Consider the following 19,098-nt stretch of genomic DNA (forward strand, 5'->3'; position numbering starts at 1 on the left):
CAGGGCTTTTGTGGACTCGGGGGCATGGGTAAGGTTAGGTTAGCCTCACCGATCAATCGGGACGGCGCAGCCGATGAGTCCACTCCGGGAGGTGAACCGCGTGTACGTCTGCAACTGCTTCGGGGTCACCGAAGCGCAGGTGAAGAAGCACGCGGAGGACGGTGCCTGCACCCCCCGCCAGATAGCGTCGGCCTGCAAGGCCGGCACGGACTGCGGTTCGTGCGTACGACGGATCCAGGCGCTGCTCGGCCGGGGCGCGTGCCCCCGCCGTGAGCTGGTGGACCAGGGTGAACCCGCGATGGCGCCGCTGCCGGGGACCCGGCTCCCCGAGGCCGCCTAGCTCTCCGGCTGCTCGATGAGCTGCGCGATGTAGAGCGCCTCACCCAGCTTCTCGACGAGCTCCAGCTGTGTGTCGAGATAGTCGATGTGGTGCTCCTCGTCCTCGAGGATCGACTCGAAGATGTTCGCGGACGTGATGTCGCCCTTGGTCCGCATCACCTCGATGCCGCGCTTGAGGCGGTCGATCGCCTCCACCTCGACCTGACGGTCGGCCTGGAACATCTCGGTGACGGTCTGACCCACCCGGACGTGGAAGAGCCGCTGGTAGTTGGGCAGACCGTCGAGGAACAGAATCCGGTCGGTCAGCACCTCCGCGTGCTTCATCTCGTCGAAGGACTCGGACCGGGTGTACTTCGCGAGCTTCGTCCAGCCGAAGTTTTCCTGCATCTTGGCGTGGAGAAAGTACTGGTTGATCGCCGTGAGTTCGGCGGTCAGCTGCTCGTTGAGAAATTCGATGACCTCGGGGTCGCCCTGCATCGCAGAGGCTCCTTCCGCACGGGTTACTGGGCAGGTAGCGCGCATCCTTGCACCGGCGTTCGGAGGCCGTCCAGTAAGTGCACGCTTAGTAGGAGTTGCCCCGATCGGTGCCCCGGGGGCTGCGGCTGGTCACGTCCACCGTCCCGGGTCTGTCAGGATGGAGCCATGGGTCAGCCGGCGGAACGCGCATCTCGACAGGCAGCGGAGCCGGAGCTTCCGCCGGGTCAGCGGCTGCAGCGCGGCTGGCCGGTCACGCACTACGGCCCGGTGCCGAAGTTCCGCCCCGAACGCTGGGAGTTCAGGGTTTTCGGCGCCACCGCCGACCACGAGAAACACTGCTGGACGCATGAGGAGTTCTCCGCGCTGCCGTACGACACGGTGGTCGCCGATCTGCACTGCGTGACCAAGTTCAGCATGCTGGGCGCGGAGTGGGGCGGGGTGTCGGCCCGTACGCTCCTGGAGATCGCGCCGCCCGCGCCGGCCGCGACGCATGTGATGGTCTGGGCCGAGTACGGCTTCAGCTCCAACCTGCGGATGGCGGACTTCGCCTCCGACCGCACGATTTTCGCCACCCACAAGGGCGGTGAACTCCTCACCGCGGAGCACGGTTTCCCGCTCCGGCTCGTGGTGCCCCATCTGTACGCGTGGAAGGGCCCCAAGTGGGTCCGCGGCATCGAGTACATGACCGCCGACCGCCGCGGCTTCTGGGAGGAGCGCGGCTATCACAACCTCGGCGACCCCTGGCGGGAGCAGCGCTACTCGTACCAGGAAGAGCCCGGGGACGGCCCCGAGCTCTGACCTGCGAGTGGCCGGCGGTGACGGCCGGTCTCCGGCGGCGCCTGATCAGTGGTACTGGTGCACCACCGCGTGGCCCTTGCCGCGGCCGATCATCCACTTGTTCACGGGCGTCGTGACGACGAACGCGATCACCAGGGCCACGGCGAGGATCCACCAGAACATCGCGTCGGACAGGTGCGCGTCCAGGGCGCCGGGCCACAGCGCGATCACGCCGTTGTCGATCAGCTCCATGACCGCGATGGACAGGGTGTCGGCGGCGAGCGCCACCCGGACCGCCGTCCTGAGGCCGACGCCGGCCCGGAGGATGCCGCGCAGCGTCAGCGCGTAGCCGAAGGCGAAGGCCAGGACGATCGCGAGGACCATCGTCGGCAGGTTGCCCCAGCCGAACGCGGTGCCGACGATCATGCCGAGCACCTCGCCGATGGCGCACCCGGTGAGGCAGTGGAGGGTGGCCTGCGCGGCGGTGCGCCAGCTGACCTTGCCTCCGCCGCTCGGGGCGTGGTGTGTGTGGCCCGCGTGCCCTGCATGCCCCGCGTGCGTCTCGTGCTGCATGACTTCCCCCAACGTCGGATAGCGGTTCCTGTCGCCGATGACAGGAACCGTATACCCCCCAGGGGTATTCCTCAAGGGTCGTCAGACGCTCCTGAGCTCCTTCAGCCGCGCCACGTCCGCCGCATGGCCCTCCTTGCCGCCCGGGGTCTCGATGACCAGCGGCACGCCCTCCGTGGCGGGGTGGAGCATCAGTTCGCGGAAGGGTTCCTCGCCGATGTGGCCGATGCCGATGTTCTCGTGGCGGTCCTTGTGGGCCCCGGCGACGTCCTTGGAGTCGTTGGCGTGCACGAGCTTCAGGCGGCCCTCGCCGACCGTGTCCACCAGGAGGTCGAGGGTCTGCTTCATGCCGCCCGGGCCGGTCAGGTCGTGGCCCGCGGCGAAGATGTGGCAGGTGTCCAGGCAGACGCCCAGCTTGGGGTGGGCGTCCAGTGCCTCGAAGTACGGCCCGAAGTCCCAGGTGCGGGAGCAGAGCGAGGCGCCCTGGCCCGCGGTCGACTCCAGGAGCAGGAAGGGGTCGTCGTCGTGCGTCAGCTCGTCGAGCAGCGGCAGCATCCGCTCGCGCACCTGCCGCAGGGCGACGGCGCGGTCCCGGCCGCCGGTCGCCGAACCGGTGTGCACGACGACGCCGAGTGCGCCGATCGCACGGGCCCGGCGCAGCGAGTGGCGCAGGGACTCCACGGACTTCTCGACGGTCGCCTCGGTGTGCGAGCCGAAGTTGATGAGGTACGGCGCGTGCACGTACGCGGGGATCCGCTCGGCGGCACAGGCGGCGCGGAACGCCTCGTCCTGCCGGGGGTTGCCGGGCGGGGTGGCCCAGCCGCGCGGGTTGGCGACGAAGACCTGTACGGCTTCGGCGCCGAGATCACGGGCGTACGAGAGGCCGACCGTGGCGAGGCCGCCGGCCACGGGGACATGGCCGCCGACGGGGTTGCGGGACGGCACGGGGGGAACGCTGGGGGACTTTTCGCTGCTCACGCCGTCCAGGGTGGCATGGGCGCGGGAGCCGGAGCGCCCGGCCCCGGCCCCGCCCCGCGGCTCAGCGGATGGTGATCGTGATCGTCGAGTTCTTGGGCGCCTTGTCGCCGCCGTCCACCGACTGCTTCTTCACGGTGTCACCGAAGATGCCCAGCAGGCCGCGGTCCTCGTCCACCTCGAATCCCGCGCCCTCCAGCTTGTCCGTGGCGTCGTCCACGTCCATGCCGGTGACATCCGGGACCTCGATCATCGGGGGACCCTTGGAGATGGTCAGGGTGACCGTGTCACCCTCGGCCAGCGACCGGCCCTCGGCGGGCGACTGCTCGGCCACATCGCCCTTGTCCTCCTCCTCGGAGGTGACCCACTTCTCGGCGATCTCGACCTTGAGCCCGGCGTCCTCCAGGTCCGCCCTGGCGTCGGCCTGGGATTCTCCGACCACCCCGGGCACCTCGACCGCGCGGCCCTTGCTGACGACGAGCGCCACGGCCGAGCCGGCCTTGCGGGTGAAGCCGGTGCGCGGGTCCGTACGGATCACGGAGCCCTTCTTCACGTCGTCGCTGAAGCTCTTGGTGACCATGCCGGGCGCGAGCCCCGAGCTCTTGATCTCCTTCTTCGCCGTGTCCAGCGGGAGGTTCTTCACGTCCGGGACCTTGACGGTGTCCGGGCCCATCGAGACGGTCAGCGTCACCTTGTCGTTCTGCCGGATGCGGTCGCCCGCCGCGGGGTCGCTGGCCATGACGGTGCCGCGCTTGTCCGTGTCGCTGTACTTGCGCTTGATGTCGCCGACCTCGAGCCCGGCCTCGTCCAGCCGCTGCTTCGCCTGCGCCTCGGTCTTGGAGAGGACCGGCGGGACCTTCGTGAACTGGCCGGAATTGATGTACCAGACGCCGGTGCCGAGTCCGAGGACGAGCAGGACGCCGGCTATGACAGCGATCATGCGGCGGCGCGGGTCGAACCGGCGCCGGGAGGCCCGGCCCGCGGCGGGCGGTGCGGGCGGCGGGGTCGCGAGGACGCTGGTGCGGTTCAGCTCGTCCCGGTCGTCGCGACCGCCCTGTTCGCCCTCCGCGGGCAGCGGGAGCTGGACGGAGCGGGCCGCGCGCGGGATCACGGTCGTGCGGTCCTCGGCGCCGTCGTGCGCCGTCGCGTGCGCCTGCGGCGGCACCGCGTCGAGCTGCTCCTCGGTCAGGGATGCCCGCGCCTCCCTCAGCTGCGCGAGGAGTGCCACCGCGTCGTACGGACGGACGTCCGGGGTGCGCGCCGTGGCGGAGGCGACCAGCTCGTCGAGCGCGAAGGGCAGCCCGGGGACGGCCGCCGACGGGGGCGGCACGTCCTCGTTGAGGTGCTGGTAGAGGACCTGGGCGGGGGAGTCCCCGGAGTGCGGCTTGGCGCCGGTCAGCATCTCGTAGAGCACGACCCCGCAGGCGTACACGTCCACGCGGGTGTCCGACGTGCCGTGCTCGATCTGCTCGGGGGCGAGGTAGGAGACGGTGCCGAGGACCGTGCCGGTGGTGCTGGTGACGGTGTCGACCGCGCGCACGAGCCCGAAGTCGGCGACCTTGACCCGGCCGTCGTCCCCTATGAGGACGTTCTCCGGCTTCATGTCGCGGTGCACGAAGCCCGCGCGGTGCGCGGCGCCGAGCGCGGCGAGGACCGGTTCCAGGATGTCGAGCGCCGCCCGCGGCTGCAGGGCCCCGCGCTCGCGCAGCACGTCGCGCAGGGTGCAGCCAGCGACGTACTCCATCGCGAGGTACACGTACGACCCGTCCGTGCCCTGGTCGAAGACGCCGACCACGTTCGGATGCGAGAGGCGGGCCACCGACTTCGCCTCGCGGATGAAGCGGTCGACGAAGGAGGCGTCGGCCGCCAGCGTCGGGTGCATCACCTTGAGCGCGAGCACGCGGTCGAGGCGGGTGTCCACGGCCCGGTAGACCGTGGCCATCCCGCCGACCGCGACGCGTCCGTCGATGCGGTAACGGCTGTCGAGCAGCTGCCCGACGAGCGGGTCCTGAAGGGTCGTGTCCACGCAGGGGAGTCTACGAGGCGCCGCCGACACCTCCAGCGGCCCGGCCGCTTCCCGGCGGGACTGCAGCCGAGCTGTGACGCTCCCGCCCGCGTCGCACCGGCCGCTCCGGAACCGTCGCACCGGCCGCTCCGGACCGAGGTCAGAAGGCCGGCCGCTCCGGATCGAGCCGGGCCATGCCCGCCACGGGCGAGGACGCCTCCGCGAAGTGCCGCCGCGGGATCCGCCCGGCCCGGTACGCGAGCCGCCCCGCCTCGACGCCGTGCCGCATCGCCTCCGCCATCAGCACCGGCTCCTGCGCCCGGGTCACCGCGGAGGCGAGCATCACGCCCGCGCACCCCAGCTCCATCGCGATGGTCGCGTCGGACGCCGTGCCCGCGCCCGCGTCGAGGATGACCGGCACGCGCGCGTGCTCCACGATCAGCTGGAAGTTGTGCGGGTTGCGGATGCCGAGCCCGGAGCCGATGGGCGAGCCGAGCGGCATGATCGCCGCGCACCCCACGTCCTGCAGCTTCCGCGCGAGCACCGGGTCGTCATTGGTGTACGGCAGGACGGTGAAGCCGTCGTCCACCAGGACCTCGGCGGCGTCCAGGAGCTCGACGGGGTCGGGCAGCAGGGTGCGCTCGTCGGCGATCACCTCCAGCTTGACCAGGTCGGTGCCGAGCGCCTCACGCGCGAGACGGGCGGTGAGGACGGCCTCGCCCGCGGTGAAGCAGCCCGCCGTGTTGGGCAGGACGCGGATGCCGAGCCGGTCGAGGACGGAGAGCACCGAGCCCTGTACGCCCGGGTCGAGGCGGCGCATCGCGACCGTGGTCAGCTCGGTGCCGGACGCGACGAGGGAGCGCTCCAAGACGTCGAGGCTCGGCGCGCCGCCCGTGCCCATGATCAGGCGCGAGGAAAAGGCGAGCCCGCCGATGACGAAGGGGTCGTCTGCCATGGTTCAGCCTCCCTGGACGGCGGTGAGTACTTCGACGCGGTCGCCCTCGGCGAGCGGCGTGCGGGGCCACTGCGCGCGCGGGACGACGGTTTCGTTGACGGCGGCGGCGACACCGGAGTGCGCCGTGGAGAGCGTGGCGACGAGAGCGTCGAGCGTGGTGCCCGAGGCCACCTCCCGTGCTTCTCCGTTGAGGGAAACGGCGAACGGCGTGCTCATACGGGCTGCTCCGTGAGGGACTGCGGGCGGGGCGGACGAGGTGCGGGGCTCTCGTCGGCGGCGCCGTCGAAGCGGCGCGGGGTGAACGGGCGGGCCTCGTCGGGCAGTTCGCCGGTGGTCAGCGCGTGCGCCATGACGTCCCCCGTGAGCGGCGTCAGCAGGACGCCGTTGCGGTAGTGCCCGGTGGCCAGGTGGAGGCCGGGCAGCCGCGTGGGACCGAGCAGCGGGGCGTTGTCGGGCGAGCCGGGACGCAGCCCCGCGAGGGTCTCGGTGAGCGGCAGCTCCGTGATGCCGGGCACCAGCTCGTGGGCGTCCCGCAGCAGTTCGTACACGCCGCCCGCGGTGACCGTGGTGTCCCAGCCGAGCTCCTCGGTGGTCGCGCCGACGACGAGCTCGCCGCTCTCGCGCGGCACCAGGTAGAGGTGGCTGCCGCGCACCACGGCCCGCACGGTGCGGCTCAGGAACGGCGCGTACGCCTTCGGCACCGTCAGCCGCAGCACCTGCCCCTTGACCGGGCGCACCGGCGGCACGACGTCCTCCGGGACGCCCGCGAGACGCCCGCTGAGGCTGCCCGCCGCGAGCACGGTCCGCGCCGCGCCGAGCCCGGTGCCGTCCGCGAGGACCACACCGGTGGCCCGGTCACGTACGACCGACAGGCGCTCGGCCCGGGCGCGGTGGAAGACCACACCGGCACGCTCGCAGGCCACCATGAGCGCCGCGGTGAGCCGGCGCGGGTCGACCTGGTGATCGCCGTCGACGCGCAGCCCGCCGCGCACACCCGGCGCCAGCATCGGCTCCAGGCGGCGGCACTCGCGGCCGCTCAGCCACTGCGACTCAAGACCCGAACGGTGGTGCAGGGCGAGCAGTTCGCGCAGGTGGGCTCGGTCGTCGGAGTCGAGCGCGACGGCGAGCGTGCCGCACGCGCGGTAGCCGAGGTCGCGCCCGCTCGCCTCGGCGAGCTCCGCGGCGAAGGCCGGATAGCGGCGGGCGGAGGCGAGATTGAGGGCGAGCAGCGTCTCCTCGCCGTAGTGCAGCTCGGTGACGGCGGCCAGCATGCCCGCCGCGACCCGCGCCGCGCCGCCGCCCGGTTCGGGGTCGACGACCGCGACGGAGAGTCCGCGCTGCGCGGTGCGCCAGGCCGTGACCAGGCCGATGACACCGCCCCCGACGACCAGGACGTCGGAGGTGGCGGATGGCGCGGTCGCAGGGGGATGTGTCGTGTGTGGTGGATGCATGGGCGTCCAGCCCCTCCCTTCGCCGGCATGACCCGGATCAGGTTCGTACGGTCGGAGGCCGTCCCAGCCTCCCTCTCAGCCCGGTGCGTCCGGGCTCCCGCGAGTGCTCTGCACCGGCCAGCCTAGCCCGTCGCCCCGCGCGGCAGTAGGGGAGCCGTCCGGGTACGGGCAGTGACGGTGTGTCAGAGATCTCCTGCCCCGCGCCTGAGGGCGCCCTTGCCCGCCGCCCTACAGTGATCGGGTGAGCGACCAGCAGAGGCAGAGCGCGAATCAGGGGCAGAGCGAGCGGCGCGTCGTCATCGTCGGCGCGGGGATGGCCGGCGTGCAGACCGCGGTGGCCCTGCGCGAGCAGGGGTTCGCCGGCGCGGTCACCGTCGTCGGGGCCGAGCCGCACCAGCCGTACGACAGGCCGCCGCTGTCCAAGGCGGTGCTGCTCGGCAAGGCGGAGGGCTCCGCCTTCGACATCGACTTCGAGGCGCTCGGCATCGAGTTGATCCTGGGCCGCGCGGTCACCGGGGTCCGCCCCGCCGACCACGCCCTGGACACCGCGGACGGCCCCCTCGGCTACGACGTCCTGGTCCTCGCGACCGGCGCCGAGCCCATCACCCTGCCCGGCACCGAGGGTGTGCCCGGCGTCCATCTGCTGCGCACCCTGGACGACGCCGCGCGGCTGCGTCCGGTCCTCGCCGAGCAGCACGACGTCGTGGTGGTCGGGGCGGGCTGGATCGGCGCCGAGTTCGCGACGGCCGCGCGCGAGGCGGGCTGCGCGGTCACCGTCGTCGAGGCCGCGGCGCGGCCCCTCGCCGGGGCGCTGCCCGAGGCGGTCGCGGCCCCCATGGCGGGCTGGTACGCGGACTCCGGAGCGGTGCTGCGCACGCACGCGCGCGTGGCGAGCGTCGAGCCGGGCGCGGTCGTCCTGTCCGACGGCACCCGGCTGCCCGCGGGCGCCGTGGTCGTCGGCATCGGCGCCCGCCCCGCGACCGGCTGGCTGTCCGGCTCCGGCATCGAGCTCGGGGCACACCGTGAGGTCGTGACCGACGACCGGCTGCACACGTCGGCGCCCGACGTGTACGCGGTCGGCGACTGCGCGTCCTTCCCCTCCGCGCGGTACGGCGAGCGCCTCCTCGTGCACCACTGGGACAACGCCCTCCAGGGCCCGCGCACGGTGGCGGCGAACATCATCGGCGAGACACCGGCCCCGTACGACCCGGTGCCGTACTTCTGGTCGGAGCAGTTCGGCCGCTTCGTGCAGTACGCGGGCCACCACGAGAGCGCCGACGAGCTGGTGTGGCGGGGCGACTCGGCGAGCATGGCCTGGTCGGTGTGCTGGCTGCGGGACGGCGCCCTGGTCGCGGTCCTCGCGGTGGGCCGCCCGAGGGATCTGGCCCAGGGCCGCCGGCTCATCGAGTCGTCGACCCCGCTGGACCCGGCCCTGGTGGCGGACGCGTCGGTCCCCCTGAAGAAGGCGGCGCTCTGAAGGCAGCCCTCTAGAGGCGGTGCCCTCCGCCCGAGGCGCGCGACCGGAGATACCCTGGGGCTGTGACCGAGATTGACGCAAAGACCGACGCTCTCGTGCCCGCCTGGCTGCACCTCCCCGACATCGCGGAAATGCTCGATGTCGAGGTGACCCGTGTGCGCCAGCTGGTCAAGGAGGGCACGCTGATCGCCGTACGCCGCGGTGAGAACCGCGCACTGCAGGTGCCGGCGTCCTTCATCGACGGCGACAAGGTCGTCAAGGGCCTCGCCGGGACCCTGACGCTCCTGAGGGACGACGGTTTCTCCGACGAAGAGATGATCGAGTGGCTCTTCACCCCCGACCCGACCCTGCCCGGCACCCCCGCGCAGGCGCTGAGCGAGAATCGCGGCACGGAGGTGAAGCGCCGCGCCCAGGCGCTCGCCGTCTGACCTGAACACACCGTCCGGAGTGCGGGGCACGTGAGCTCACGCGCCCCGCGCCCCGGACGCCAACGACAACGGGGGGACACATCCCATGGCTGCCGCTGCCGCCGATCACCGCGCCCAGCTCGCCGACGCCCGGCTGTACCTGTGCACGGACGCCCGCAAGCGCCAGGGTGACCTCCCCGAGTTCCTCGACGCCGTCCTCGCGGGCGGCGTCGACATCGTGCAGCTGCGCGACAAGGGCATGGAGGCCGGCGAGGAGCTGGAGCACCTCCAGGTCTTCGCCGACGCCGCCCGGCGGCACGGCAAGCTCCTCGCGGTGAACGACCGCGCCGACGTCGCCCACGCGATCGGCGCCGACGTGCTCCACCTCGGCCAGGGCGACCTGCCCGTCCCCGCGGCCCGCGCCGTCCTCGGCGACGACGTCCTCGTCGGCCGCTCCACGCACGCCGAGGAGGAGGCCGCCGCGGCCGCCGTCCAGGCCGGCGTGGACTACTTCTGCACCGGCCCCTGCTGGCCCACCCCCACCAAGCCGGGCCGCCACGCCCCCGGCCTCGACCTCGTCCGGTACACCGCCTCGCTCGGCACGGACCGCCCCTGGTTCGCCATCGGCGGCATCGACGCGGGCAACCTGGACGAGGTGCTCGACGCCGGCGCCCGCCGCGTCGTCGTCGTCCGGGCGATCACCGGGGCCGACGACCCGGGTGCCGCGGCGGCCGACTTCGCGAAGCGGCTGCGTACGACCGCCTGAGCGGCCTTAGGCCCGGGTGTCCGATCCGTGGACAACAAACCGGCAAACCGGCCAAATTCCCCCGGCCCGGTTGGGGGACCGCCGCAGCCTGGCTAACCTGCCCATATGGCCTCAGGCACAGCTTCGACCAGGACTGACCGTGCGCGCACGGTTCGCGACATGCTCGCGACCGGGAAGACGACGTTCTCGTTCGAGTTCTCCGCCCCGAAAACCCCGAAGGGTGAGCGGAACCTCTGGAACGCGCTGCGGCGGGTCGAGGCGGTCGCCCCGGACTTCATCTCCGTGACCTACGGCGCGGGCGGCTCGACCCGCACCGGCACGGTCCGCGAGACCCAGCAGATCGTCGCCGACACCACGCTCACGCCCGTCGCCCACCTGACCGCGGTCGACCACTCGGTGGCCGAACTGCGCAACATCATCGGGCAGTACGCGGACGCGGGCATCAGGAACATGCTCGCGGTCCGCGGCGACCCGCCCGGCGACCCGCTGGGCGACTGGATCGCGCACCCCGAGGGCCTCACCTACGCCGCCGAACTGGTCGAGCTCATCAAGGAGTCCGGGGACTTCTGCGTGGGTGTCGCGGCCTTCCCCGCGATGCACCCGCGCTCGGCCGACTGGGAGTCCGACACCCGGTACTTCATCGACAAGTGCCGGGCCGGCGCGGACTACGCGATCACGCAGATGTTCTTCGACCCCGAGGAGTACCTGCGGCTGCGCGACCGCGTCGAGGCGGCGGGCTGCGACACCCCGATCATCCCCGAGATGATGCCGGTCACCAACGTCCGCCAGCTCGACCGGCTGCCCCAGCTCAGCAACGCCGTGTTCCCGGCCGGGCTGAAAGAGCGGATGCTCGCGGCCAAAGACGATCCCGCCGCTGTACGCTCCATTGGCATCGAGTTCGCGACGGAGTTCTGCGCGCGGTTGCTGGCCGAAGGTGTGCCGGGACTGCACTTCATCACGCTGAACAACTCCACGGCGACGCTGGAGATCTACGAGAATCTGGGCCTGCACCGGCAGGCCTGAAACGGTCGTACCCCTGGGGCCGCGGCCGTAGGGGAGAGGGGCGTACATGGGCTGGACGGTCCTCTACATCGCGTTCGGATTCGTCGCGCTGTGGCTGCTGGGCGAGGTGCTGCTGCAGTACAAGGCCAGGCTGCGCTGGCGCCTGCTGGCCTTCGGGGGCTTTCTCGGGGTCGTCATCGGGGTGATGATCCCCTCGGTGTGGATCATCGGCCTCGGCGCCATCGCCTTCGCCACCGGGCAGACGTATGTGACGCTGTCGTTCCGCCGGGGCTTCTCCACCGGCTGGGCGCTCGGCGGGCAGCCGGGCCTGAGCAGGCGGCGCAAGGCGCCGGCGCAGAAGGGCGGCGCGGCGCCGGAGCCGACGCTCCAGGTCTCCGACCTGGAGTACGAGGCCCCGCCCCCGCCCGCACACGGCCCGGACATCCCCGCGCACGGCCCGGACGTCCCCGCCGCGCACGGCCCGGACGCCCCCGGGGAGGGTGTCTACGCCACCGAGCCGATGCCCGACGACACCGGGCAGTACGGCGTGTACAGCGACGCGCCGTACGCCTCGCCGGCCCCGGGCGACACCCACCAGAGCGACGCCTTCGGCTACGACGCCGCGGCCTTCGCCGGCTACGACCAGCAACAGCAGGGCTACGGCTACGAGGAGACCGGCGGACAGCAGTACGCCGCCTACTCCGACCCCTACATCGGCACCCAGACCTACGGCGCGCAGGGTTACGAGGGCTACGGCGACCAGCAGGGCTACGCCCCGTACGGCGGCGACACCTACGGCGGGCTCGGCGAGACGTACCAGGACACCCCGCCCGGCGGCGTCTGGGTGCCGCAGCAGCGCGGCACCGACGCGTCCTACGGCGGCGAACTCCCGCCGGAGCGCCCGTATCCGCACCAGGACGGAAACGCCGGGGGCTACGACAGCTCGGGCTACGACGAGCAGCAGTACCGGTACTGAACGCCGCGGCGGGGGCTCTCGTGCGCACGGCCCCCGTGCCCGCCCCCGCCCGCCGCGCTCACGTCACTGCGAGCCGCGGAACTCCGGCCCCTCCACGATCAGCCCCGCGACCAGCGTGCCCGACATGCCCGCGTGGGGCAGGCCACCGCCCGGGTGGGACCAGCCGCCGACCGTGAACAGGCCCGCGAGGCCGGTGGTGTTGGACGGGTGCAGCAGCCTGCCGCCGGCCGCGGCGAGCGCCGGGGGCGGGACCGCGCCGCCGTCGGCGCCGGTGGCCTCCGCGACGTCGGCCGGGGTACGGACCTCGTGCCACAGGAGGCGGTCGCGCAGCCCGGGGAGCACGGCCTCCGCGCGGGCGATCACGCGCCGCACGTCGTCCTCGGTGACCTCCAGGTGCGCGGGCACCGTCGCCGTGAGCGTCACGGCCTCGTGGGCCGCGTCCGGCCTCGTACCGGCGTCGTCGGGGCGGAGCACCGCGAGGGTGGGGGAGGCGGGCAGCCCGGGGCGCTCGCCGAAGAGGCGGTCGAGCTCGTCCTGACGGTCGGCGGAGTGCAGCACCGTGCGGTGCGGGGTGCCTTCGGGGCGCCCGCCGGAGAGGGCGAGCAGCACCGTCAGCCGGCTCGGCAGGCCGGTCCGCGCGGGGACCCCGCCCGGCGCCCGCACCTCGGCGCCGGACAGCAGGGACTCCAGGGCGGCCGGCGCGACACCGGCGACGACGAAGTCCGCCTCCGCGGTGGTGCCGTCGGCGAGCTCGACGCCCGCCGCGCGGCCGTCCTTCTCGACGATCCGCGTCACCGCCGCCTCGAACACGAACTCGACCCGCCGGGCCAGGCACCGCTCGTACACCGCGCGGGCCAGCGCGCGCATCCCGCCGCGCACCGACCAGACGCCGAACGTCTGCTCCAGGTACGGCAGGACGGCGGCGCTCGCCGGTGTCGCCCGGGGATCGAGGCCCTGGGCGAGCGCGAACTGCTCCAGGAGCGCCACCAGCCGTGGATCGCCGCCCAGTTCGAGCTCGCCCACCTCGGCGAGGGTGCTCGCGCGGCGCTCGCGGCGCAGCAGCCGCTTGTGCGCCACCGAGGGGTACGGCTCGCGCTCGGCGAGCACCTCCCAGTTCGGCCAGAGGGGCTCCTCCAGGAGGGGGCGGCGGGTGCGGTCCCAGGCCTCTCGCGCGCGGTCCATGAACGCCGCCCAGCGCGCGCCCGCGCCGTCGCCGAGGGCCGCGTCCAGCGCCTCGCCCACGCCCGCGCGGGAGGCGTTCGGCAGGTCCGCCGCCGTGCCGTCCGCGAAGACGTGCCGCACGGCGGGCTCCACCTGGGAGAGCTCGACGCACTTCTCCAGCGGCTCCTTGCCCGTCTTGACGAACAGGTCGCGGTAGACCGCGGGGAGCTGGAGCAGTGCGGGTCCGGTGTCGAAGGCGAAGCCGTCGCGCTCGACGCGGCCGAGCGCGCCGCCGTACGTCCCGCCCCGTTCGTACACCACCACCCGGTGGCCCGCGACGGCCAGCCGGGCGGCCGCCGTCATCGCGCCCATCCCGGCGCCGATCACCACAATCCGTGCCATGCCAGGGACTTTATCGGCCGCCACCGACAGTCGGGCCGGAGCCCCATCCGGTCCGGGCGGGCCTTCTAGAAGGGCGGCGGTCCGGTGCGGCCCGCGAGCCGTCTCTCCTCGCGCCGCTGCGCCCGGCGCCGCAGGAAGCGCCGGATCCGCGAGACGAGGAAGAACAGCAGGAACAGGCCGAGGAGCAGGAGTACGGCCGCGATGATCGCGGCGGCCTCCGGATAGAACATCGCGAAGCTGATGATGCCGCCCACCCCGAGGTCCTCGGCGGTGCTCAGCACGATGTTGCTGAACGGCTCGGGCGAGCTGTTGACCGCCATCCGCGTGCCGGCCTTCACCGCATGGCTGGCCAGCGCGGTCGACCCGCCGACCGCGCCCGCGGCCAGATCCGGGAGGGATCCGCTCTGCCCGGCCAGGAGGGCCCCCACCACGGCACCGGAGACCGGCCGGATCACGGTGTGCACCGCGTCCCAGACCGAGTCGACGTACGGGATCTTGTCGGCCACCGCCTCGCACAGGAAGAGCACGCCGGCGGCGATGAGGACGTCGGGCCGCTGGAGCGCCTCGGGGACCTCGTCACTGACACCGGTCGCTCCGAAGACGCCGAGCAGCAGGACAACGGCGTAGGCGTTGATCCCGCTCGCCCAGCCGCTGGTGAAGACCAGGGGGAGTACGGACACGGAGGTGATCGTAACCAGTTCGGGACGGGCCGGGCCGGGGTTGAGCACCCACGTCTGAGTATCCGTACCTAGAGGGTGAGATGAGTACGCGCGCGGATGGGGCGCCACCTGCGCAGACGGAAGAGTGTGGGGCACGGAGAGGGGCGTGGCGCCGGTACCGCCGACACGGGGCGGCGGAACCGTGCCGCGCCCTTGGCCGCTCCTCCCGTCGCACTCCGGCGGGAGCGAGGCACGGGGGCGACCACACGGGGGAACGGGGGGTCGCGGGGGGACGGAAGAAGCGCCGGGCCGGTGCCGCCAGGGAACGGGCGGCACCGGCCCGGCGCCTTGCGTACGCGCGTCGCAGTCGGCGACCGCTCCGGAAAGCCGCCGGCTACGCGCGCGTGCCGCTCACCCGGCCCTGCAGCAGCCGCGAGAGCGCCGCGTGCACGTCGTCCAGCGAGCGCTCCGGCTGGAAGGCCTGCCAGTCCAGCGCGGCCACGAGGACCATGCCGACGAGCGCGGCGGCCGTCAGCGGGATGTCGATCTCCTCGCTGAGCTCGCCGCTCTCCACACCCGCCCGCAGCACGTCCTCGACCACCGCGACGGCCCGCTGCCTGACCACGAGCAGGGTGGACTGCCAGGCCCGGTTGGTCCGCCACAGCTCGGCCACGTACAGCTGGGTGAAGGCCGGATAGCGGTTGATGAAGACCAGGCCGGCCCTGATCATCGCGTCGAGGGCGTCGACCTTGCTGCCGCCGCCGCGGGCCGTCTCCTCGGCGGCCTCCTTCAGGGAGGCCGCGAGCAGGCCCACACCGTGCCGCAGCAGCTCCTCGAAGAGGACCGACTTGCTGGCGAAGTTGTAGTAGACGGTGCCCTTCGCGACCCCGGCCCGCTCGGCGATCTCGTCGACCGTCGTGGCCGAGAAGCCCTGCTCGGCGATGAGCGTGACCGCGGCCTCGTAGAGCTTCTGCCGGGTGGCCTCGCGCCGGGTGCTGCCCGTGCTGCTGTCCATGGCCCTGATTCTCACAGGTTCCGCCGCCCGGCCGGGTGCCGCCGGGCTCACAGGGTCAGCTCCGGGTGCAGCCGGTCCAGCGTCCACACCTGCTTGCGGCGGGCGGAGAGCGCGGTGAGCGCGAGGGCGCCGAGGGTGAAGGCCGTGAGGACCGCGCAGCCCTGCCAGACGGGGCCGAGGCCGCCGCCCGTGATGAGCCTGCGGAGCGCCTCGACGACGTAACTCATCGGCAGGAACGGGTGGATCGCGCTGAAGAAGCCGGGACTGGTCTGGACGGGGTACGTGCCGCCCGCCGACGTCAGCTGCAGCATCAGCGCGGCCAGGACGAGGATCCGCCCGGCCGCCCCGAAGCGGGCATTGAGCCACTGCACGATCGCCGCGAAGCACGCCGTCACCAGGCACAGGAAGCCCACCGTCCCGGCCGCCCGGGCCATCTCCAGGCCGAGCCCCCAGTGCAGGACCGAAAGGAGCGCCGCCGTCTGGAGCACACCCAGGGCCGCCACCGGGAGCCAGCCCGCGAACGCGATCCGCCACGCGGAGGCGCCCGCGGCGAGCGCACGCCGGTTGAGCGGCTGGATCAGCATGTACGCCACCATCGCGCCGACCCACAGGGAGAGCGGGATGAAGTACGGGGCGAAGCCGGTGCCGTAGTTGGGCGCCTTGTGCAGCGACTGGGAGGCGAGCCGCACGGGGTCGGACATGACACCGGTGCGCTCGTGGCGGTCCTTCTTGTCGTAGTCCGGGATCTTCTTGACGCCGTCGTGCAGCCCGCCGGACAGCTTCGCGGAGCCGTCGGCCAGCTTGAACAGGCCGCCCTTGAGGTCGCCCGCGCCCGTCTCCAGCTTGCCGAGGCCCGCGTCGAGGTCGTCGGCGCCGGTCTTGGCCGTGCCGAGGCCCGTGTGCAGCTTCTTGGCGCCGTCGGCGACCTTGCCCGCGCCCTTGTTGAGCTCGTGGATCTGGCCGACGGCCTTCTCCAGGTCCTCGTCGAGGTGCGGGGCGCGGTCGGCGAGGGCCTGGGACTTCTTCTGCAGCGCGGTCAGGTGCTTGTCGAGCTGCTTGACGTCGCTGTTCTGGTCCTTGATCACGGTGTTCATGTCGTCCGCGATGGTCGACACGTTCTGCGCGGCCTCCTTGGCCTCCTTGATCTGCGGGCAGAACGGGTCGGGCACCGGGGCCTTCACACAGCGGTCGGTGTAGAACCTGCCGATCGCCCTGGAGCCGTCCTTCGCGCCCTTGGCGGCGCCGGGCGCGAGCTTCACCCAGTCGTCCAGGTTGCGGTGCAGCGCCTTGGCGGAGTCGGCGACGAGCTGGGCGGTGTCGCCGATGGTCTTGCCGTTGTCCTTGAGGAACGGCCGCACCTGGCCGGCCGCGCCGTCGACCTTGTCGGACAGCTTCTGGGTGCCGTCCGCGACCCGCTTGGAGCCGTCCTCCAGGTCGCCCGCCCCGGTGTGCAGCTTCTTGATGCCCCCGGCCAGGTCGCCGCTGCCCTTCTTGGCCTTCGTCAGGCCGTCGGCGAGGTCCTTGGAGCCCTTCTTCGCCTTGCCGATGCCGTCGTCCAGCCTGTCGGCGCCGTCGGCGGCCTTCTTGGTCGCGCCGTGGATGTCGGAGAACGAGATGAAGATCTTGTCGAGGAAGGAGCGCGAGGCCTTCGTGGAGGCGGCGGAGCGCACCTCGGAGAAGACCGTGCGGGAGATCTGCCCGACGATGTAGTTGTTGGCGTCGTTCGTCTTCACCTGGAGGGCGCCCGTCTCCGGAGAGGAGCCGGAACTCGACGCGATGCGCTTGCTGAAGTCCTCGGGCATCGTCAGCGACAGGTAGTACGTGCCGTTCTCGACGCCCTCGCGCGCCTCGGCGGAGCTCACCTCGTGCCACTCGAAGGACTTGCTGTCGCGCAGCCCCTCGACGATGTCGTCGCCCGCCGCGAGCTTCTTGCCCTGCGCGGTGGCCCCCTTGTCGTCGTTGACGAGCGCCACGGGTATCCGGTCCAGGTGGCCGTACGGGTCCCAGAAGGACCACAGGTACAGGGCGCCGTACAGCAGGGGCAGCAGCAGGAGCGCGACGAGCGCGGCGCGCGGCAGCTTCCCCCTGCCGAAGCGCCTGAGCTCAAGCGCGGCGAGTTTCGGCGAGCGCATCCGCCGTCTCCTTGTCGTCGTCGGGAGAGGCCGAGTTGTCGTCGTCGGTGGAGGCCGAAGCGGCGGTGGAGGCCGTGGTCGAGGCCTCGGACGGGCCGGTGCGGACCACGACCGCGCCCTCGGGCGCCTCGCTGCACACCGCGAGCACGGTCGTCCCCGACCGGGTGAGGGAGGTCAACATGGCCCAGGCCTCGGCCCGTTCGGCGTCCGAGAGCTTCAGGTCGGTGTCGTCGACGCCCAGCACGCGCGGGCGGCCGATCAGGGCAAGGGCCACCGAGAGCCGCAGGACTTCGAGCCGCTCCAGGTCGCGCACGGAGGTCCGCCGCCCCTTGGGCAGCGTCTCCAAGTCGAGTCCGGCAGCCGTCAGCGCGGCGTCCACCCGCAGCCTCAGTTCCTGCCGCCGCTCGGCGCGCGGCCTGAGCAGCCCGCGCAACGGCCCGCCGAACCGCCGCTCCAGGAGCGCCCGTTCACGCAGGTGCTCGGCCACGGTCAGAGCGGGGTCGAGGTCGGTCACGCCCGGCACGGGGCCGAGCCCGCTGATCCGGCGCACCGCCGCCAGCTGCGCGGGCAGTCGGAAGCGGCCCACGCAGGCCTCGCCCTCGGTGGCGCGCATACGGCCCGTGAGTGCGAGCAGGAGACAGGTGCGGCCCGTCCCCGACGGGCCCTCGATCGCGATCAGGGACCCGGGCTCTGCGGCGAACGTGATGCCGCGGAACGCCCAGCCCCGCGGCCCCTTGAGCCCGAAGTCCCCGGCGGTGACGGCGGCCGTGGGCACGCCGTCGGTCGGACCGTTCACAGTCCCCCCTGCCCCTTCTTTGAACTGACTGGTCAGTACAAAAATAGGCCGCAACCGTGCGTCGAGGCAAAGGCCCAGGTCAGAGCCGATTGTCAGTGGCGTACTCCACGATGGGCACATACGGCCACTGCGCCGTCACACGACGACAGGAGGTTCGTCATGGCCAGCACGTCAGCAGCCGCCCGCCGGCACCGCGCCGTGGGCCCTGCCCCCTCATCGAGCGGCCCGGCGAGCGATGTCCACCCCGTCCTGCGCCGCGCCACGGCCCCGCCGGCCGCGCTCGAACTGCTCGCCCAGGCCCACACCGGAGTCGACGAGGCCGCCCACCTGGACGCACCGAACGAGCGGTACGCCACCGCCCACCTCGCCGCCCTGCGCACCGCCGCCGCCGTCCTCGCCGCGCGCGGCCGCCCCGAGAGCACCCCGCGCCGCAGGCAGCGCATCCGCAGCGCCTGGGAAGTCCTCCCCGAGATAGCTCCCGAACTGACCGAGTGGAGCGCCCTGTTCGCCTCCGGCGCCGCCCGCCGGGCCCGCGCCGAGGCGGGTATCAGGGACGCCGCCACCCCCCGCGACGCCGACGACCTCCTCCGCGACGTCGCCATGTTCCTGCGCATCGTCGAGCGGATGCTCGTCCTCCAGCCCGTGCTGCCCCAGCCCCGGCAGGAGTCGCCGGACGCGGGCCGGCAGCCGCCGGATGCGGGCTGACCGGCGTGTCCGCCCCTCGAGGCGGGTGGCCGGGGCACGGCGCGGCAGGCA

20 protein-coding genes and 1 riboswitch are annotated in these 19,098 nt (G+C 72.8%); of the genes, 8 read left to right on the forward strand and 12 right to left on the reverse strand.

Annotated features, from left to right (window positions below):
• Nucleotides 1-73 precede the first annotated feature (73 nt).
• Nucleotides 74-340 carry a (2Fe-2S)-binding protein gene (locus ACZ6B8_RS29215; protein WP_471075350.1) on the forward strand — a complete coding sequence of 89 codons (267 nt, stop codon included), beginning with the start codon at nucleotides 74-76 and terminating at the stop codon, nucleotides 338-340.
• On the opposite strand, the gene bfr is transcribed toward ACZ6B8_RS29215, so the two are convergent.
• The gene (gene bfr / locus ACZ6B8_RS29220) at nucleotides 337-816 is read right to left on the reverse strand and encodes a bacterioferritin (RefSeq protein WP_355834117.1); all 480 of its coding nucleotides are present in this window, start codon (nucleotides 814-816) and stop codon (nucleotides 337-339) included. The two genes, ACZ6B8_RS29215 and bfr, sit on opposite strands and share 4 nt — an antisense overlap.
• A gap of 165 nt (nucleotides 817-981) precedes the next feature.
• Here bfr and ACZ6B8_RS29225 point away from each other — a divergent pair, with 165 nt between their 5' ends.
• Nucleotides 982-1,614 (forward strand): sulfite oxidase-like oxidoreductase, encoded by a 633-nt coding sequence (locus tag ACZ6B8_RS29225; protein ID WP_471075353.1) that lies wholly within the window; start codon nucleotides 982-984, stop codon nucleotides 1,612-1,614.
• A gap of 45 nt (nucleotides 1,615-1,659) precedes the next feature.
• Here ACZ6B8_RS29225 and ACZ6B8_RS29230 read toward each other — a convergent pair whose 3' ends face one another.
• The 6 genes from ACZ6B8_RS29230 to thiO all read right to left on the reverse strand — a co-directional run bounded on the left by ACZ6B8_RS29230 (nucleotide 1,660) and on the right by thiO (nucleotide 7,549).
• Nucleotides 1,660-2,166 (reverse strand): DUF4396 domain-containing protein, encoded by a 507-nt coding sequence (locus tag ACZ6B8_RS29230; protein WP_471609190.1) that lies wholly within the window; start codon nucleotides 2,164-2,166, stop codon nucleotides 1,660-1,662.
• An 81-nt stretch (nucleotides 2,167-2,247) separates the two neighbouring features.
• Nucleotides 2,248-3,141, reverse strand: a complete 894-nt coding sequence (locus tag ACZ6B8_RS29235; RefSeq protein WP_471609191.1) for a deoxyribonuclease IV — start codon at nucleotides 3,139-3,141, stop codon at nucleotides 2,248-2,250.
• A 61-nt stretch (nucleotides 3,142-3,202) separates the two neighbouring features.
• The gene (pknB, locus tag ACZ6B8_RS29240; protein ID WP_471609192.1) at nucleotides 3,203-5,164 is read right to left on the reverse strand and encodes a Stk1 family PASTA domain-containing Ser/Thr kinase; all 1,962 of its coding nucleotides are present in this window, start codon (nucleotides 5,162-5,164) and stop codon (nucleotides 3,203-3,205) included.
• 139 nt (nucleotides 5,165-5,303) lie between these two features.
• Nucleotides 5,304-6,098, reverse strand: a complete 795-nt coding sequence (locus tag ACZ6B8_RS29245; RefSeq protein ID WP_471609193.1) for a thiazole synthase — start codon at nucleotides 6,096-6,098, stop codon at nucleotides 5,304-5,306.
• Between the two features lie 3 nt (nucleotides 6,099-6,101).
• Nucleotides 6,102-6,314, reverse strand: a complete 213-nt coding sequence (thiS, locus tag ACZ6B8_RS29250) for a sulfur carrier protein ThiS (RefSeq protein ID WP_471075368.1) — start codon at nucleotides 6,312-6,314, stop codon at nucleotides 6,102-6,104.
• Nucleotides 6,311-7,549: a glycine oxidase ThiO gene (gene thiO, locus ACZ6B8_RS29255; protein ID WP_471609194.1), complete on the reverse strand. Its 1,239-nt coding sequence runs from the start codon at nucleotides 7,547-7,549 to the stop codon at nucleotides 6,311-6,313. The genes thiS and thiO overlap by 4 nt, the downstream gene beginning before the upstream one ends.
• Nucleotides 7,547-7,660, reverse strand: a riboswitch (TPP riboswitch). Its footprint overlaps the gene before it by 3 nt.
• 130 nt (nucleotides 7,661-7,790) lie before the next feature.
• Here thiO and ACZ6B8_RS29260 point away from each other — a divergent pair.
• From ACZ6B8_RS29260 to ACZ6B8_RS29280, 5 genes are all read left to right on the forward strand, one after another.
• Nucleotides 7,791-9,026 (forward strand): NAD(P)/FAD-dependent oxidoreductase, encoded by a 1,236-nt coding sequence (locus tag ACZ6B8_RS29260; RefSeq protein WP_471075373.1) that lies wholly within the window; start codon nucleotides 7,791-7,793, stop codon nucleotides 9,024-9,026.
• Nucleotides 9,027-9,088: 62 nt separating this feature from the next.
• Nucleotides 9,089-9,454, forward strand: coding sequence for an Rv2175c family DNA-binding protein (locus ACZ6B8_RS29265; protein ID WP_471075376.1), 366 nt, complete (start codon nucleotides 9,089-9,091; stop codon nucleotides 9,452-9,454).
• Between the two features lie 85 nt (nucleotides 9,455-9,539).
• Nucleotides 9,540-10,199: a thiamine phosphate synthase gene (gene thiE, locus ACZ6B8_RS29270; protein WP_471075379.1), complete on the forward strand. Its 660-nt coding sequence runs from the start codon at nucleotides 9,540-9,542 to the stop codon at nucleotides 10,197-10,199.
• Nucleotides 10,200-10,304: 105 nt separating this feature from the next.
• Nucleotides 10,305-11,222 carry a methylenetetrahydrofolate reductase [NAD(P)H] gene (gene metF / locus ACZ6B8_RS29275; RefSeq protein WP_469249163.1) on the forward strand — a complete coding sequence of 306 codons (918 nt, stop codon included), beginning with the start codon at nucleotides 10,305-10,307 and terminating at the stop codon, nucleotides 11,220-11,222.
• A 46-nt stretch (nucleotides 11,223-11,268) separates the two neighbouring features.
• Entirely contained in the window at nucleotides 11,269-12,177 is a 909-nt protein-coding gene (locus tag ACZ6B8_RS29280; protein WP_471609195.1) for a hypothetical protein, read from the forward strand.
• A 63-nt stretch (nucleotides 12,178-12,240) separates the two neighbouring features.
• Here ACZ6B8_RS29280 and ACZ6B8_RS29285 read toward each other — a convergent pair whose 3' ends face one another.
• The 5 genes from ACZ6B8_RS29285 to ACZ6B8_RS29305 all read right to left on the reverse strand — a co-directional run bounded on the left by ACZ6B8_RS29285 (nucleotide 12,241) and on the right by ACZ6B8_RS29305 (nucleotide 18,342).
• Nucleotides 12,241-13,740, reverse strand: a complete 1,500-nt coding sequence (locus ACZ6B8_RS29285; RefSeq protein ID WP_471609196.1) for a phytoene desaturase family protein — start codon at nucleotides 13,738-13,740, stop codon at nucleotides 12,241-12,243.
• A gap of 65 nt (nucleotides 13,741-13,805) precedes the next feature.
• Nucleotides 13,806-14,420, reverse strand: coding sequence for a DUF4126 domain-containing protein (locus ACZ6B8_RS29290; protein WP_362368235.1), 615 nt, complete (start codon nucleotides 14,418-14,420; stop codon nucleotides 13,806-13,808).
• 373 nt (nucleotides 14,421-14,793) lie between these two features.
• Nucleotides 14,794-15,414, reverse strand: a complete 621-nt coding sequence (locus ACZ6B8_RS29295; protein WP_471075390.1) for a TetR/AcrR family transcriptional regulator — start codon at nucleotides 15,412-15,414, stop codon at nucleotides 14,794-14,796.
• A gap of 47 nt (nucleotides 15,415-15,461) precedes the next feature.
• A complete protein-coding gene (locus ACZ6B8_RS29300; RefSeq protein ID WP_471609197.1) occupies nucleotides 15,462-17,546 on the reverse strand; it encodes a YhgE/Pip family protein in 2,085 nt (694 codons plus the stop codon).
• Entirely contained in the window at nucleotides 17,518-18,342 is an 825-nt protein-coding gene (locus ACZ6B8_RS29305; RefSeq protein ID WP_471075396.1) for an ATP-binding cassette domain-containing protein, read from the reverse strand. The genes ACZ6B8_RS29300 and ACZ6B8_RS29305 overlap by 29 nt, the downstream gene beginning before the upstream one ends.
• Before the next feature lie 159 nt (nucleotides 18,343-18,501).
• Between ACZ6B8_RS29305 and ACZ6B8_RS29310 the strand changes: the two genes are divergently transcribed.
• Nucleotides 18,502-19,047 (forward strand): SAV_6107 family HEPN domain-containing protein, encoded by a 546-nt coding sequence (locus tag ACZ6B8_RS29310; protein ID WP_471609198.1) that lies wholly within the window; start codon nucleotides 18,502-18,504, stop codon nucleotides 19,045-19,047.
• Nucleotides 19,048-19,098 lie beyond the last annotated feature (51 nt).

It is taken from the genome of Streptomyces sp. NPDC041122 (assembly GCF_055592445.1).

What these genes read in the sequence shown, in the direction of transcription:
- ACZ6B8_RS29280 (WP_471609195.1), top strand. Translation starts at nt 11,269, where the DNA reads ATGGGCTGGACGGTCCTCTACATCGCGTTCGGATTCGTCGCGCTGTGG.
- ACZ6B8_RS29245 (WP_471609193.1), bottom strand. Translation starts at nt 6,098, where the DNA reads ATGGCAGACGACCCCTTCGTCATCGGCGGGCTCGCCTTTTCCTCGCGC.
- ACZ6B8_RS29285 (WP_471609196.1), bottom strand. Translation starts at nt 13,740, where the DNA reads ATGGCACGGATTGTGGTGATCGGCGCCGGGATGGGCGCGATGACGGCG.
- bfr (WP_355834117.1), bottom strand. Translation starts at nt 816, where the DNA reads ATGCAGGGCGACCCCGAGGTCATCGAATTTCTCAACGAGCAGCTGACC.
- thiO (WP_471609194.1), bottom strand. Translation starts at nt 7,549, where the DNA reads ATGCATCCACCACACACGACACATCCCCCTGCGACCGCGCCATCCGCC.
- metF (WP_469249163.1), top strand. Translation starts at nt 10,305, where the DNA reads ATGGCCTCAGGCACAGCTTCGACCAGGACTGACCGTGCGCGCACGGTT.
- ACZ6B8_RS29225 (WP_471075353.1), top strand. Translation starts at nt 982, where the DNA reads ATGGGTCAGCCGGCGGAACGCGCATCTCGACAGGCAGCGGAGCCGGAG.
- ACZ6B8_RS29295 (WP_471075390.1), bottom strand. Translation starts at nt 15,414, where the DNA reads ATGGACAGCAGCACGGGCAGCACCCGGCGCGAGGCCACCCGGCAGAAG.
- thiE (WP_471075379.1), top strand. Translation starts at nt 9,540, where the DNA reads ATGGCTGCCGCTGCCGCCGATCACCGCGCCCAGCTCGCCGACGCCCGG.
- ACZ6B8_RS29230 (WP_471609190.1), bottom strand. Translation starts at nt 2,166, where the DNA reads ATGCAGCACGAGACGCACGCGGGGCATGCAGGGCACGCGGGCCACACA.
- thiS (WP_471075368.1), bottom strand. Translation starts at nt 6,314, where the DNA reads ATGAGCACGCCGTTCGCCGTTTCCCTCAACGGAGAAGCACGGGAGGTG.
- ACZ6B8_RS29215 (WP_471075350.1), top strand. Translation starts at nt 74, where the DNA reads ATGAGTCCACTCCGGGAGGTGAACCGCGTGTACGTCTGCAACTGCTTC.
- ACZ6B8_RS29310 (WP_471609198.1), top strand. Translation starts at nt 18,502, where the DNA reads ATGGCCAGCACGTCAGCAGCCGCCCGCCGGCACCGCGCCGTGGGCCCT.
- ACZ6B8_RS29300 (WP_471609197.1), bottom strand. Translation starts at nt 17,546, where the DNA reads ATGCGCTCGCCGAAACTCGCCGCGCTTGAGCTCAGGCGCTTCGGCAGG.